The organism is Sporosarcina pasadenensis (genome assembly GCF_047228845.1).
Classification (GTDB): Bacteria; Bacillota; Bacilli; order Bacillales_A; family Planococcaceae; genus Sporosarcina.
In genome coordinates this window covers 120256-136142 of sequence record NZ_JBFEGM010000007.1, presented here as the reverse complement: position 1 = coordinate 136142, position 15887 = coordinate 120256, and the positions used below count along the sequence as shown (strand labels likewise).

Below are 15887 nucleotides of genomic sequence, written 5' to 3'. Positions count from 1 at the left end.
ACTGAATGAGGTGATGGAAGGAATCAAATTAATGAACGCGAACAGTTGGAAATGCTGACCATAGAGCAGTTGGTTCCTCATGACCATCTGGTGCGCAAACTGGATGCCGCCCTTGATTTTTCCTTCATCTATCCATTAGTTGAAGATCTGTATTCAACCATTGGGAGACCCAGCATAGATCCTGTGGTACTGATCAAGATGATTATACCTTCGGCATCCGATCCATGCGCCAGACAATCAAGGAAATTGAAACTAACGTGGCATATCGCTGGTTCCTAGGCTTCGGCTTTCATATAGAGGTTCCTCACTTCTCCACGTTCGGGAAGAACTATGTCCGTCGATTTGCAGATACTGATCTGTTCGAGCGGATCTTCTATAAAGTTCTAAACGAGGTGGCATACCGTGGGCTTCTCAGCCCGGATCATATCTTCATTGATTCGACCCATGTGAAAGCGAGTGCGAATAAGAGAAAGTTTTAGAAGAAGGTTGTTCGTAAAGAGACGCGGGCTTATGAGAAGAGGCTCCAGGAGGAGCTCAACCTGGATCGTGAAAGGAATGGGAAGAAACCATTCCCGCCGGAAAAGTTTGAAAAGGAAGAGTATAAGGAGATAAAGGAGTCGACAACAGACCCGGAAAGTGGTTATTACGTTAAAGATGAACGGACAAAGCAGTTCGCTTATTCTTTTCACGCTGCCACGGATGAAAAAGGATTTGTACTCGCAAACATTGTCACGCTGGGGAATGTCCACGACAGCAATATGCTTGAACCATTAGTCCAGAAAATCATCGGCGAAGTAGGACGTCCAGTCGTCGTTGCCGCTGATGCAGCTTACAAAACGCCAGCCATTGCCAACTACCTTTTAGAGAAATCAGATCCTTCCTGCACTTCCGTACAAACGACCAATGACAAAGGAAGGCTTCTTCAGAAAACATGAGTATGTCTATGACGAGCATTTCGACTGCTATCTCTGTCCGGAAGGACAGGTCCTTAACTATCGAACAACCACGAAGGAAGGATACCGCCAGTATGCTTCAACTCCTTCTATTTGTGCCGCGTGTCCAGTGATCAGCCAATGCACAGAGAGTAGGAATCACCAAAAGATGATTCAACGTCATATCTGGCAAGATTACTTGGATGTAGCTGAGGACTTGCGTCACAATCATGAAATCAAACAATATACGGGAAGCGTAAAGAGACGATTGAACGTGTCTTTGCCGATGCCAAAGAAAAGCATGGCATGCGATGGACAACCCTCGGGGGACTTAAAAAAATGTCTATGCAGGCGATGCTGACTTTTGCTGCCTTAAATCTTAAGAAGCTGGCCAGTTGGACGTGGAGAGCGCCGGCTATGGAGGCTAAAATGAAACCCTGTCTTAAAGGATTACCAGTTGATTGGAGTGCAGGGCGGCGACTCCTGGGGGATTAGCGCAGCGTGAAGACCCCGCAGGAAGAGCCGTTACGACGAACGGCTCTTGCAACTAAAAGCGTAGCGTTAGGAGCAGCCTGGTGCCTTAATTTCTGCATAGTTCGCAGAAATACGGCAAAGCGAACCCTTCGCTGTTCGCTTGGCTGAGGGCAAGCCCCCCGGAAAGCGTCCGCCCGGAACGGAAATCAACGTTATTTCAGTCTACTGACAGTTAATATGTACATGTTTAAGATCGAGTAGGAGGGAGCGATTAACTCCCGACCTCTCACACCACCGTACGTACCGTTCGGTATACGGCGGTTCAATTAAGATTGTTGACGCAAAGCTTCGTAACGAGATATTAGACTTTTGAGCCCTCGGGAACTCCAATAGGAGTTCCCGAGGGTTCTGTGTAGTATAGGACTTTTAGAAATTCTCCAGTAGCTCTTGCGTGAATTTCCCCATTCATATGCCTTCCCTATCGGGATGCCTAATCCGATGAGTTTCCTCGTCTTTGTACAAGGTTTCTTCCAATCCTTCCATATACACATCCGGAGTCTTCTTTTAATCCAAGAATCGAACTTAACGAACACGCTTGGCGTGTCTGCCAAAGCGAAATATCCGCACCAACCCATAAGGTATTGGTTGAGTTTGTTTATCCGATATTCCATGGAGTAGGGTTTCTTCCTTGAGGTGATTTCCCTGATTTTAATCTTCATCCGTTTCACACTTTCCTTGGCAATACGAACCTTCGGTTCCTTACCACTGGTGAAACTGAAGCCAAGGAATTTCCTCTTCCACGGACGGTCAACTGCGGATTTATATAGATTCACCTTCAACTTAAGCTTTCCTTCGATAAAAGAGGTGATGGAGTTTATGACCCGATTCCCTGCTTTCTTTGTTTTCACATAGATATTGCAGTCATCAGCGTATCGGACAAATTTGTGACCTCTCTTCTCTAACTCTTTATCCAGTTCGTCAAGGACTATGTTGGAGAGAAGGGGACTCAATGGTCCTCCTTGCGGAGTACCTTCGTCACTGTTTGTCACGAGACCATTTATCATGATGCCCGATTTCAAGTATTTACGGATCAACTTAAGGAGACGCTTGTCTTTGATTCTTTTCGCAAGTGTCCCCATGAGCCTGTCATGGTTTACCTTGTCAAAGAATTTCTCCAGGTCCATATCGACAACCCAACGATTTCCTTCCTGTATATATCCTTTCGCTTTCCTCACTCCGTCATGGGCACTTCGATTTGGTCGAAATCCGTAACTATGGTCTGAAAACGTAGGGTCGTATAGGGAAGTTAACACTTGGGCTATCGCCTGTTGAATGAAGCGGTCTATCACGGTAGGGATGCCTAATAGACGCACGCCTCCGTCAGGTTTCGGGATTTCGACCCTGCGGACAGGTTGCGGTTCATAGGTTCCCTGAAGGAGCTCCATCTTCATGGAATCCCAGTGTTTCAGGAAATGCTTCCGTAGGTTTTGTACAGGCATTTCATCCACACCGTGGCTTCCTTTATTGCGCTCCACCCGTTTTAGGGCAAAAAGCAAGTTTTCACGTGATAGTATTCGCTCCATCAACATGTGTTACGCCTCTTTCCGTGAACAACGGTTCTTCTTATGCCAGTCCTGCTCCACCATCCCGAAGTCCCCAGTGGGATTCACCACTTCCTCCTTCGGGCATGCCTTATCGGTTATCTATGTTCTTCACAGGTTACTGATTGCCAAGATGTTGTTCTCTCTTAATTGTTCAGCCCTTCCCATTCTTCTCGAGTTCGAATGGTACTATGGCTTCTGCTGACTTCTGATTGTTCAGCTATCCATCACTGGATAGGTTACCAAGTGTACTTGGCGTGTCAATCAGACCTCCCCAGGTAAGAACGTAGTCTTTCCCTCCACCTATCTGCTTCATCTACTACATACGACCTTCAGCAGAAAGGGCTTTGTTTTGTTTGGCAAACTCACCCAATCGTACATAGCCTTATATGAAGTTCGTGTTCCTCAGACCGGAGGTTTGCCGCCCGCTTCCTTCAGATTCCACGTCACCATGGACACCCTTGCGTTAGGCTAACCGCTACTTCTGCCTTCGCGGTTCGGGACTTGCACCCTATAGACTACGCCCATGCTGGGCACACCAAAAGGGTTGGAAATCTATGATTTCCAACCCATTTGTCTACAGTCTGAAGCATCCTCACATAGGATGCTTTTTTAATGCGTAGAAATCTCTCAAATATTAAATTTGCTCCAAAGAGCATATCCCCTTTAAGAGTCCGTCGTCTTTCGATATAATGGGCATAAGAGGATGTGAGCCATTTTGATAGAATCGATGAAAACATGGACGATCAATCGTCCCGATGAAACAATCGTAAATACATTCATGAAAGAGCTTAGTATCCCTTCAATCCATGCTAAAATCCTCGTTTCAAGAGGCTTTTCGGATGTGGAGGAAGCTAAGTCCTTTTTAAATATGGAAGAAAGCTGTTTGCACGACCCATTTTTGCTTTACGATATGGATAAAGCAGTCGAGCGTATTTTTAAAGCGGTCGAAACGGGTGAACAGATTACTGTCTATGGAGATTACGATGCGGATGGAGTTACGAGCGTCACCGTATTGACGACTGCTCTCGAACAGCTTGGTGCGAACGTTGACTTTGCCATTCCGAACCGGTTCGAACACGGCTATGGGCCGAATATCGAGTTGTTTGATGAATTGCACAAAAAGGGCACTTCATTGATCATCACTGTCGATAATGGGATCTCTGGTTTGGACGCAGTTGCTTACGCCAAATCCGTCGGGATGGATATCATTGTGACCGATCACCATGAAATCGGGGATGAACTTCCGATAGCAGATGCAATCATTCATCCGCGGCATCCGGAAGGGAATTATCCTTTCGGCGAGCTTGCGGGTGTAGGCGTTGCCTTTAAGTTGGCTTGTGCCTTGTTAGGAGAAGTGCCGGAAGAGCTGTATGAAATTGCTGCTATCGGCACTGTCGCCGACCTCGTTCCGTTGAAGGATGAAAACAGATTCATCGTCAAGGAAGGGATCAGGCGGATGAGGAGGTCGGAACGGCCAGCCATTCAGGCGCTCGTAAAAGTGAGTGGAACCGATCAGCATACTCTATCCGAGGAATCACTCGGTTTCATGATCGGCCCGCGATTGAATGCACCAGGGCGTTTAGGTAGTGCGGATCCAGCCGTCCATTTGTTGAAAACGGAAGATCGGTTGGAAGCCATGACGATTGCCCAGCAGTTGGATACGTTGAATAAGGAAAGACAGGCGCTCGTCACTAAAATAGCGGATGAGGCGGATCAGGCGATGATTGACATGTATGGAGATATGCTGCCGTATGTCATCGTCATTGCAGGGGAAGGCTGGAATCCAGGCGTCGTTGGTATTGTTGCATCCCGGTTGACCGAAAAGTATTATAGACCGTCAATTGTCCTTTCCCTAGACCGCGAAACGGGAATTGCGAAAGGTTCCGGCCGGAGCATTGCGGGTTTTGATTTATTCAAAGAGCTTTCGAAGACTGCGGATGTCCTTTCCCATTTTGGAGGCCATGAGATGGCGGCGGGTATGTCGCTTCCGCTGGAAGATGTCGATACGCTCCGCGGTCGATTGAATGATCAAGGGAAATTGAGTTTGACAGACGATATGCTCACTCCGCAATTGAAGATCGATGTTCCGCTTGAAGTCGGAGAAATCGATGTCGAAGTTTTGGAAGCGATGGAATTGCTTCGACCATTCGGAGTGTCGTTTGAAAAGCCAGTTTTTTTAATTGAAAACCTTTCTGCATCTTCCGTGAGAAAAATCGGTGCAGCAAAAAATCATCTGAAGCTTGAATTGTCCGATGGGGTGGATTCACTCGACGTCATCGGCTTTGGAAATGGGTCAATTGCTGACGAAATGAGTCCAGGCGTAACACTATCCGTCACCGGGGATTTACAGGTGAATGAATGGAACGGCCGTAAAAAACCGCAAATGTTGCTTAATGATATCCAGTCAAAAGATCGGCAGTTATTCGACTTGCGAGGGATACGAGAGCCGAATCGCTGGATTTCCATCATCCCGAAAAAAGATAATTTATTTATTGCATTCCAAGAAACATCAATCCCTTATTTCAAACCGATTTTGAATAATATGGAAATCCATCAGTTCGGCCAAGTGGAGCTGTCTGAAACTGACCATGTGATCATATTGGATATGCCGGCAGGGACGGAGCAGATGAAAGAATTGATTGAAAAGACGAATCCGAAACGGGTGTACGCCCATTTCTTCGTCAATGAATCGCTGTATTTTGAAGGGATTCCGAGTCGTGAGCATTTCGGCTGGTATTACAGCTTCTTGAAGAAGCGGGGCACGTTTGATTTGCGTAAGCAAGTAGAGGAATTATCTAAGCATAGAGGTTGGAAGGTCGAAACAATTTATTTTATGACAAAGGTGTTTTCTGAGCTTGGATTTGTTAAGATAGAGAGTGGTCTTGTTCATGTCATGGAGGATGCAGGGAAGAAAAGCCTTTCCGAGGCACCTTCTTACCAACAGAGAGAGCGTCAGATCGAATTGGAAAAGATGCTTGTATATGCACCATATATGGAACTGAAAAATTGGTTCGATGAAATTTGCAAAGAAACCGTCAATAGGGAGGAACAATTATGGATTTGAAAAGTTTCGTGACAATCGTCCCGGACTATCCGAAAGAAGGCATCAGCTTTAAAGATATTACAACAATCATGGATAACGGGGAAGCGTATAAATATGCGACCGATCAGATTGTCGAATTTGCAAGGAAAGTAGGGACGGATATTATCGTCGGTCCCGAAGCGAGGGGCTTCATCATCGGATGTCCTGTCGCGTATGCATTGGAAGTAGGTTTTGCACCAGTCCGTAAACCAGGTAAATTGCCGCGGGAGACAATCGCGGTCGAATACGATCTTGAATACGGCAAGGATTCTTTGACAATCCATAAGGATGCCATCAAGCCTGGTCAACGTGTGTTGATCGTGGACGATCTGCTTGCTACAGGCGGAACGGTCGGCGCAACTGTTGAACTTGTTGAAAAGTTAGGTGGAGTAGTTGCAGGATGCGCTTTCTTGATTGAGCTGTCCTATTTGAATGGCCGTGAAAAACTGGAAGGCTATGATATTCAAGCACTTATCACTTATTGATGAAAGACCCTCCGCGGAAAAGCGGAGGCTCTTTTTTTAGTTCTAAGGGCTTTACATTCTTGCCGGTTTATACATACAATAGAATTATCTTTAATTTTTTTGCGGAATTAGTTGAAAGGAGTAGAAAAATGGCGAAAAATCGTGACATGACGGCAGAAGATATATTTGAAATCGTTGCATCGTATATGAATGAACAGCATGTCGCGTTCGTCAAAAAGGCGTATGAGGCAGCGAAGGCTGCTCATGAAGGACAATTCAGAAGTTCTGGTGAACCATATATACTTCACCCTATCCAAGTGGCAGGCATTTTAGCAGAGTTGCAGATGGATCCTTCCACAGTCGCCGCAGGTTTCCTCCATGATGTCGTGGAGGATACTGATGTTAGCCGCGAAGATATCATTCATGAATTCGGTGAAGAAGTGGCGAAGCTCGTTGACGGCGTGACGAAATTGGAAAAGCTTAAATTCAAATCGAACGAGGAAAAACAGGCAGAGAACCACCGCAAAATGTTCATTGCGATGGCGAGAGATATCAGAGTCATTCTTATTAAGCTTGCGGACCGTCTCCATAATATGCGGACATTGAAACACGTCTCGGATGAAAAGCAACGGAGGGTAGCATCTGAAACTCTTGATATTTTCGCACCGCTTGCACATCGGCTCGGAATTTCCACAATCAAATGGGAACTGGAAGACACTGCACTTCGTTATTTGAATCCTCAGCAATATTACCGGATTGTGAACATGATGAAGAAAAAACGGGATGAGCGGGAAAAGTATTTATTGAACGTCATGGATACGATACGGGCGGAAATAGCAGAAATGGGTATCGAAGCTGATATTAATGGCAGACCTAAGCATCTGTATTCCATTTACCGTAAAATGATCCTGCAGAATAAGGAATTCAATGAAATTTATGATCTTCTTGCCATCCGTATCATCGTCAATAGCATTAAGGATTGTTATGCGGTGCTTGGAATCATCCATACGTTATGGAAACCGATGCCGGGAAGGTTCAAAGACTATATTGCAATGCCGAAACAGAACCTTTATCAATCTATCCATACAACAGTAGTCGGTCCGGCGGGTGATCCTCTAGAAGTCCAAATCCGGACGGAGGAAATGCATAGGATCGCTGAATATGGGGTGGCGGCGCACTGGGCGTATAAAGAGGGGAAAACCGTCTCGGAGAAACCTGATAATATTGATTCCAAACTGAAATGGTTCCGGGAAATACTTGAATTCCAAAACGAGTCCTCAAATGCCGAGGAGTTCATGGAATCTTTGAAGTTCGATCTGTTTTCGGACATGGTGTACGTATTCACTCCGGATGGCGACGTCATTGAAATCCCGAAAGGCTCGGTGCCTATCGACTTTGCATACCGGGTCCATTCAGAAGTCGGAAACCGGACAATTGGTGCAAAAGTGAACGGTAAGATGGTACCGCTGGATACAGAGTTGTTCACAGGCGACATTGTCGAAATACTCACATCAAAGCAATCATTTGGACCGAGCCGCGACTGGCTGAAAATCGCCAATACTTCTCAGGCGCGGAATAAAATCCGTCAATATTTCAAGAAGCAGCTGAGGGAAGAGAATATTATCAAAGGCTCGGAACTCGTTGAAAAAGAAGTGAAACTGCAGGAATTCGATCCGAAAGCCGTCCTCACTACTGAAAATATTCAGCGGGCGATCGACAAATTCAGCTTCACTTCTGAAGAGGACATGTATGCTGCAGTCGGATCTAATGGCATAACCGCACAACAAGTCGTCAACAGGCTCGCGGAAAAGATACGCCGGGAGCGCGATCAACAGGATGCGATTGATAAAATCGTTTCAGATATGAAAGCTCCACAACCTATACGGACGACAGAATCGGGAGTGATTGTCAGAGGTCTTGAGAACTTGCTTATCCGTCTTTCAAAATGCTGCAATCCGATTCCAGGTGATGAAATTGTCGGATTCATTACGAAAGGCCGTGGTGTTTCAGTACACCGGGCAGATTGTCCGAATATCGCTACCGATGAGGACAGTGATCGGCTTATTGACGTCGAATGGTCGGTCGATATGAATAATGAACGCAAAGAGTTCCAAGTCGATATCGAAATTTCTGCATTTGACCGCCAAGGACTTCTGAATGAAGTGATGATGATGGTGGCCGATTCGAAGACACCGATTGTGGCAGTGAGCGGCAAAGCGGATCGTGATAAGCTTGCGAAAATCAGCATGACAATTAAAATTACGGATATTGCCCATTTGCATAGAATTGTGGACCGCATTAAACAAATACGTGATATCTATTCCGTGCAACGGGTGATTCATTAAGCAGGAAGGTGTTTGAATGAAAGTCGTTTTACAAAGGTCAGGCAATGCCTCCGTAACGGTCGATGGTGAAGTGACCGGCTCTATTCGGAAAGGGTATGTCCTTCTCGTTGGTATAACTCACGATGATACGGAGCAGGATGCCGACTATATTGCTAAAAAGGTCGCGGGTCTTCGTCTATGGGAGGATGAAGAAGGGAAGATGAACCGTTCCATCGATGAAGTGGATGGCGAAATCCTTTCCGTCTCCCAATTCACGTTGTACGGAGACGTAAGAAAAGGCCGCCGTCCAAGCTTCATTGAAGCGGCAAGACCGGAAAAGGCGGAGCCCATTTGGAACTACTTCAACAAAGCGCTTCGTGAGCAGGGTCTGAAGGTGGAAACCGGAGTTTTCGGTGCCATGATGGACGTAAGCCTTGTCAACGACGGTCCAGTGACGATCATTATAGAGTCGAAAAAATAAAAAACGCAGCCCCTCATAATAGGGCTGCGTTTTTGTTAATTTGCATCAAAATGATCGAGCAAGCCTTGATAAATTCCGTGCGTTGCTTGTTCACGGAACATTTCAGTCGTCAAAATTCGCTCTTCTGAGGGATTCGATAAAAATCCTAATTCGATGAGGACGGCATTTTGACGATTTTCCCGCAATACTAAAAAGTTGGCAGGCTGTGCGCCGCGATTCCGCAACGAGATTGTCGATGCTAGTCCATCATTAATGGAGGATGCGAGCGATTTTTGGCTAGTATGCGTGTAATACGTTGTGAAACCGGTAATTGACGTATCGGGATTCGCGTCGTAATGGAGGCTGATGAAAGCGTCTGCGCCTGACTGATGGCTGACAGAGACGCGTTTCCGCAATGAAACATACGTGTCGGATTCGCGCGTCATGACGACATTCGCACCAGCAGCCTTCAGCTTGGCGGACAACAACTCGGCCGTCATCAATGTGAGCAGCTTCTCGTCTGTGCCTTGCATGCCGGTCGTGCCGCGGTCATTGCCGCCGTGCCCCGCATCGACAACGATTGTAAGTCCATTTAAAGTACCGGATGCTCTAGCCGTTTTTTTCTTCGGTTTATCTATTCGTTCCGCTGATGCGACATCCCCTGTTGAAACGACCCATTTGGCTATGAAAGCCGTCTCTCCTGATGGAAGTGAGACATTATACCAATCTCCTTCCTCCCCGATTACCGTCAATTTTTCGCCGGCATTGGCCCTCACGACGATTGATGACGAAGTCGTTGCGGAAGATCGGATATTCGTGCCGTTCGTCAGCACAGTCACTTTTTTATTGCTAGATGCTGTATTGCTTTCTCTTCCTTTCACGCTTTTCGCACCAAGAGTACCGTGGAATGAATAGACCCAACCCGAAGTTTTCTTGCCTAAAGATAGACGGACCCAGTTTCCGTCGATTTCTTTAACAGAGTAGGATTCCCCTTTATGGATCAGACCGACTTTCTTTGACGATAGACCCGGCGCTTTCCTCACGTTCAGGGCATCGACCGATACGGTGAATTGATCAGAACCGATGTCAGGCTTGTCTACCGTACTTGTCTGTCTTTTTTCACTCTGCGGTATTTCAGTAATGTAATCAGTATGTACCCAACCGTCGATGCCGTTTTTGACGATGGAAGCCCATTCCCCTTGTCGTCCTGTCATTACAGCTGATTCACCGGCATCCATTTGTCCAATAACCGCTGCGTTTAATGACGGCTCGGTGCGGATGTTCAATGCGTTCACTTTCGAAACGGCACTCATTGCGGCAAACTCCTTCGCTTCCTCGTTTACGACGAGCCATGAAGCGATCCATCCTTTGCCCGATCCGAATCTGATTTCGTGCCAATCGCCCGATGTGGAAAGCACTTCTGCGCGCTCACCCTTTTTCATAGAGCCGGTGACCGGGTAGGTAAGACCTGGTCCTGAACGAATATTCAGGGATTTCGTGTTAATGATGATTGTTTCGCCTTTCGCGGAAATTGTCGGCATCTCGCAAACAATCGATGCGAAAAGGATGATAGCTAGAATCCATTTGCTTAATTTCGACAAACTATCACTCTCCCTTTTTACCATTGTAGAATTTTTGTGAAGAAAAAACCACAATGAATTGAAAAAGGTTGACACTTTGTGAATGAATGGCTAAGATTAGTTTTAATCTTAAACATCTATTCGCTGAAGACATGGAAAGTAACTGTATTGCAGGCTGACAAGAGAGAGGTGGACGTGGCTGAAATCCACCTTACAGACGGATATAGTGAAAAACACCATCGAGGCTCCGTGCTGAACAATACTATTCAGTAGGTACGGACGGAACCGGCCGTTATCCGGGTACGAGTGGGCATGTAATTTATGCCAATTTGGGTGGAACCGCGGAAGCTATATAAGCTCTCGTCCCTTGTGTAAACAAGGGATGGGGGCTTTTTTATATTTCGCGGCAAAGAACAGCGTGAAAGAAGGGGAAGTCAAATGAATTTCAAAGTGCCAAGAGGGACACAGGACATCCTGCCTTCCGAGTCGTGGAAATGGCAGCAGGTCGAAGCGATTATTCGTAATCTTTGCGACAATTACCGTTACAAGGAAATCCGCACTCCGATATTCGAACAGACGGAATTGTTTCAACGGACAGTTGGGGATACTACTGACATCGTGACGAAAGAAATGTACACGTTCATGGATCGGGGGAACCGATCTATGACCCTTCGTCCAGAAGGTACTGCTCCAGTCGTCCGTTCATTCGTCGAGAACAAAATGTTCGGATATCCCGATCAGCCGGTCAAGCTTTACTATCAAGGTCCGATGTTCCGTTATGAACGTCAGCAAGCTGGCCGTTACCGTCAATTTGTTCAGTTCGGGGTAGAGGCGATCGGCAGCGCGGACCCGGCGATCGATGCCGAAGTAATCGCTTTGGCGATGGATGTCTACAAGCGTGCCGGATTGACGGATGTGAAGCTCGTCCTCAACTCATTGGGCGACCTCGAATCGAGGAATGCTCACAGAGATGCACTCGTTGCACACTTCACGCCGCATATAGGCGAGTTTTGCAATGATTGCCAATCGCGTCTCGAGAAAAATCCGCTTCGCATCTTGGACTGCAAAGTGGACCGCGAACATCCTTTGATGAAGACTGCGCCATCATTGGCCGATTATTTGAATGAACAATCGGCAGCTTATTTTGAACAAGTGAAAGGCTTTTTGGACGATGTTGGAATTTCCTATGAACTCGATCCGAACTTGGTCCGTGGGCTCGATTATTACAATCACACAGCTTTTGAAATTATGAGCACTGCATCAGGCTTCGGAGCGATCACGACACTTTGCGGAGGAGGCAGATACAATGGCCTCGCAGAGGAAATCGGCGGTCCTTCCGCTCCAGGTATCGGTTTTGGGATGAGCATCGAGCGTCTTCTGTTAGCTCTCGAAGCAGAAGGAAAGTCGTTTACACAAGATGCTGAGTTAGATGTCTATATTGTCACTCTTGAGGAGTCGGCTCACCGAAAAGGCTTCAAATTATTGAATGAACTGAGGAATGCCGGCATCCGCGCGGATATGGACTATATGGGCCGTAAAATGAAGGCACAAATGAAATCGGCGGACCGGTTCAACGCGAGAGCGGTCATCGTCATCGGTGAAGATGAAGTGGAAGGGAAAGTGGTGCAGCTGAAAAATATGGCTGACGGCTCCCAAGAGAAGGTCGAAGACGAAAACATTATTGAAAAAATTACAGAACAGTTGAATTAAGGAAGGTTGATGAACGATATGCAACGGACACATTATTGCGGACAATTGACTGAGGAAGTCATTGGCCAGACGGTTACACTACAAGGCTGGGTGCAGAGAAGGCGGGATTTAGGCGGTCTCATCTTTATTGATTTACGGGATCGCGAAGGAATCGTCCAAGTTGTTTTCAATCCAGATTTCTCTAGCGAAGCGCTTGAAATCGCCGAAACGGTGCGCAATGAATATGTTCTTGAAGTGACAGGAAATGTCGTTGAGCGTGAAGAGCAGCAGAAAAACCCGAAATTGAAAACAGGCTCCATTGAAGTGCATGTGGAAAAGGTGCACATCATCAATGAGGCAAAAACTCCTCCTTTCATGCTTGAAGATGAAACGGATGTCAATGAAGAAATCAGATTAAAATACCGTTACTTGGACCTTCGCCGTCCGGCACTGGCACGCGTATTCAAAATGCGTTCAGACATTACAAAGACGGTTAGGAATTTCTTGGATGGAGAAGGGTTCTTCGAAGTGGAAACTCCAATTTTGACGAAGTCGACACCGGAAGGGGCGAGGGACTATCTTGTGCCGAGCCGTGTGCATGCGGGTGAGTTTTACGCTTTGCCGCAATCCCCGCAATTATTCAAACAAATGCTTATGGTGTCCGGGTTCGACAGGTATTATCAAATTGCGCGCTGTTTCCGTGATGAAGATCTCCGTGCAGACCGTCAACCTGAATTCACCCAAATCGATATGGAAATGAGCTTCATGTCCATCGAAGACATTATCGAATTGAACGAACGTCTTATGAAAAAAGTGATGAAAGATGTTAAAGGCATCGATATTGAAATTCCGTTCAAGCGTCTGCCTTATGATGAGGCGATGGGGCGATTCGGATCAGATAAGCCGGACACTCGCTTTGGCATGGAGTTGCAGGACGTATCCGAAATCGTCAAGGATTCTTCCTTTAAAGTATTTGCAGGAGCCGTTGAATCTGGCGGGCAAGTAAAATCGATCAATGTAAAAGGTGCCGCAGATAACTACTCTCGTAAAGATATCGATGCATTGGGCGAGTTTGCATCCGTTTATGGTGCAAAGGGGCTTGCTTGGTTGAAAGTGGACGCAGACGGCTTGAAAGGTCCGATTGCGAAATTCTTTGAAGGTGAAGCAGGAGAGGCTTTAGCGAATTCCCTCGGAGCAGAAGCGGGAGACCTTCTATTGTTCGTAGCAGATAAAAAATCGGTCGTTGCGGATGCATTAGGAGCGCTAAGATTAAAGCTCGGCAAAGAGTTGAATCTAATCGATGAATCGCAATTCAACTTCCTCTGGGTAACAGATTGGCCATTATTCGAATATGACGAAGAGGAAGGGCGCTACTATGCCGCCCATCACCCATTCACAATGCCTGCTGATGTCAACGGACTTGAAACGGATCCTAGCAACGTCAAGGCGCAAGCATATGACCTCGTCCTGAACGGATATGAGCTTGGTGGGGGGTCATTGCGGATCTACCAACGCGAAGTGCAGGAGAAAATGTTCAAAGCTCTTGGTTTCACTGAGGAACAAGCACGCGAGCAATTCGGCTTCTTGCTTGACGCTTTTGAATACGGTACACCTCCTCACGGTGGCATCGCATTCGGATTGGACCGAATCGTCATGTTATTATCCGGTTCGACAAATCTCCGCGATACAATCGCATTTCCGAAGACTGCGAGCGCGAGCGATCTGCTAACTGAAGCACCAAGCGCAGTGGATAACTCTCAACTTTCCGAATTAGGAATTTCCATCCAGTCGAAATGAGTGGAACGGACAAGCTCTTGAAAGAAAAATGTAATAATTCGTTGAAGTGAATTCGTTGAACACAATTCTAATGTATGGTAGTATACAAGTAATACGAATCCTGAAGTGTACGTTTTTTGCTAATCAGTTTTGACCGAACATATTTATCGTAGGGAGCTTTCATTCTGTCTTGGATGGAATGCCCTAGTAAGGGACTTCAGAAAAGACCGATGAAGCACCCACCTGCTGAGTGCGGGTTCAAAACGATACTACAAAGACGGCACATTCGGGATTCGTTCCTACGCTATAACAAACAATTAGTAGACTATATTCCCCTCTGGCGCAATTGCGGAGGGGTTTTTGATTGATTCATCTTCGTTCAGCAGTAGATGCCCACCTATATAGGTGGCGGGATGAATAAGTTTTGTTTCCTGTTCAGTGGGTGTTCAAACGCCTGCTGAATGAAGATGAAGCCTCCGGCGGATGTCACAGATTTTGTAGGGAGTTAATTGCGCTGCATGTGCCTTAATTTCTGCAAAATACGCAGAAATACGGCAAATCGAACCCTTCGTTGTTCGATTCGCAATTCAAAATCAGGACGCAATTACGCCGAGGCGTAATTGATTTAGAGAAGGGCGGAATACCAATGTTACACCAATTTTCTCGGAATGAACTGGCCATCGGCAAAGAAGGAATCGATTTAATGCGCAAAACGACTGTCGCCATACTAGGCGTTGGCGGAGTCGGTTCATTTGCAGCCGAAGCTTGCGCCCGTAGCGGTGTAGGCCGGATCATCCTTATCGATAAGGACACCGTCGACATTACAAATGTCAATCGTCAGCTTGTGGCAACCTTGTCGACGGTCGGCAGGTCTAAAGTGGAAGTGATGAAAGAGCGGATTCATGATGTAAACAAAGATTGTGAAGTGATTGGACTTCATATGTTCTACACCGAAGAAACGTACGAAGAGTTTTTCAGTTATACACCTGACTACGTAATTGATGCATCTGATACAATCAGCTATAAAATCCATCTCATTAAGGAATGTGTAGCAAGAGGCATTAAAATCATCTCAAGCATGGGTGCCGCAAACAAGCTTGATCCGACCCGTTTCCAAATTGCGGACATTTCCAAAACCCATACGGATCCAATTGCTAAAGTGATCAGACTCCGATTGAGAAAAGAAGGAATCAAAAAAGGTGTCCCTGTCGTATTTTCCGATGAAAGTCCAATCGTTGTCAGGGAAGACATCGTAGATACAGTCGGTAATCCCGATGCGCAAATTCGCAAAGCGAAAATGCCGCCGGCTTCCAACTCCTACGTCCCTTCCGTCGCAGGCCTAGTCTGCGCTAGCTGGGTATTAAACGACATCGTAAAAGACATCCACATCGAAAGAGTAAAGGACAAGAAGTAAGAAATAGCTGTTTTCCTGTTAATTAGGAAAACAGCTTTTTCTATTGTTCCATCATTCTCCAACTGATACAATCAACTATAGGAAAAAT

The 15887-nt window shown here is 46.3% G+C and carries 9 protein-coding genes, 1 other RNA gene, 1 pseudogene and 1 other annotated feature; of the genes and pseudogenes, 9 read left to right on the top strand and 2 right to left on the bottom strand.

Annotation, left to right across the window (positions count from 1 at the left end):
• Positions 1-51: 51 nt before the first annotated feature.
• A pseudogene (locus AB1K89_RS11395) lies at positions 52-1427 on the top strand (IS1182 family transposase).
• A 305-nt stretch (positions 1428-1732) separates the two neighbouring features.
• Here the strand turns inward: AB1K89_RS11395 and ltrA are convergent.
• Positions 1733-2995, bottom strand: coding sequence for a group II intron reverse transcriptase/maturase (gene ltrA, locus AB1K89_RS11390; protein WP_413054852.1), 1263 nt, complete (start codon positions 2993-2995; stop codon positions 1733-1735).
• A 730-nt stretch (positions 2996-3725) separates the two neighbouring features.
• Between ltrA and recJ the strand changes: the two genes are divergently transcribed.
• The 4 genes from recJ to dtd all read left to right on the top strand — a co-directional run bounded on the left by recJ (position 3726) and on the right by dtd (position 9361).
• On the top strand, positions 3726-6074 hold the full coding sequence (gene recJ, locus AB1K89_RS11385) for a single-stranded-DNA-specific exonuclease RecJ (protein ID WP_413054851.1): 2349 nt from the start codon (positions 3726-3728) through the stop codon (positions 6072-6074).
• Complete coding sequence (locus AB1K89_RS11380) at positions 6065-6577, top strand: adenine phosphoribosyltransferase (protein WP_252502859.1); 513 nt, start codon at positions 6065-6067, stop codon at positions 6575-6577. The genes recJ and AB1K89_RS11380 overlap by 10 nt, the downstream gene beginning before the upstream one ends.
• 128 nt (positions 6578-6705) lie before the next feature.
• Positions 6706-8901, top strand: coding sequence for a RelA/SpoT family protein (locus tag AB1K89_RS11375; RefSeq protein WP_413054850.1), 2196 nt, complete (start codon positions 6706-6708; stop codon positions 8899-8901).
• Between the two features lie 16 nt (positions 8902-8917).
• Positions 8918-9361 (top strand): D-aminoacyl-tRNA deacylase, encoded by a 444-nt coding sequence (gene dtd, locus AB1K89_RS11370; RefSeq protein ID WP_413054849.1) that lies wholly within the window; start codon positions 8918-8920, stop codon positions 9359-9361.
• 35 nt (positions 9362-9396) lie between these two features.
• On the opposite strand, the gene AB1K89_RS11365 is transcribed toward dtd, so the two are convergent.
• On the bottom strand, positions 9397-10941 hold the full coding sequence (locus AB1K89_RS11365; protein WP_413054848.1) for an N-acetylmuramoyl-L-alanine amidase family protein: 1545 nt from the start codon (positions 10939-10941) through the stop codon (positions 9397-9399).
• Positions 10942-11058: 117 nt separating this feature from the next.
• Positions 11059-11291 (top strand) — a binding site (T-box leader).
• Positions 11292-11358: 67 nt separating this feature from the next.
• On the opposite strand from AB1K89_RS11365, the gene hisS reads away from it, so the two are divergent.
• From hisS to AB1K89_RS11345, 4 genes are all read left to right on the top strand, one after another.
• Positions 11359-12630 carry a histidine--tRNA ligase gene (gene hisS / locus AB1K89_RS11360; protein WP_413054847.1) on the top strand — a complete coding sequence of 424 codons (1272 nt, stop codon included), beginning with the start codon at positions 11359-11361 and terminating at the stop codon, positions 12628-12630.
• A gap of 18 nt (positions 12631-12648) precedes the next feature.
• Entirely contained in the window at positions 12649-14406 is a 1758-nt protein-coding gene (gene aspS, locus AB1K89_RS11355; protein ID WP_413054846.1) for an aspartate--tRNA ligase, read from the top strand.
• A 94-nt stretch (positions 14407-14500) separates the two neighbouring features.
• A non-coding RNA gene (gene ssrS, locus AB1K89_RS11350) (6S RNA) lies at positions 14501-14682 on the top strand.
• A gap of 349 nt (positions 14683-15031) precedes the next feature.
• A complete protein-coding gene (locus AB1K89_RS11345; RefSeq protein WP_413054845.1) occupies positions 15032-15799 on the top strand; it encodes a tRNA threonylcarbamoyladenosine dehydratase in 768 nt (255 codons plus the stop codon).
• Positions 15800-15887: the final 88 nt, after the last annotated feature.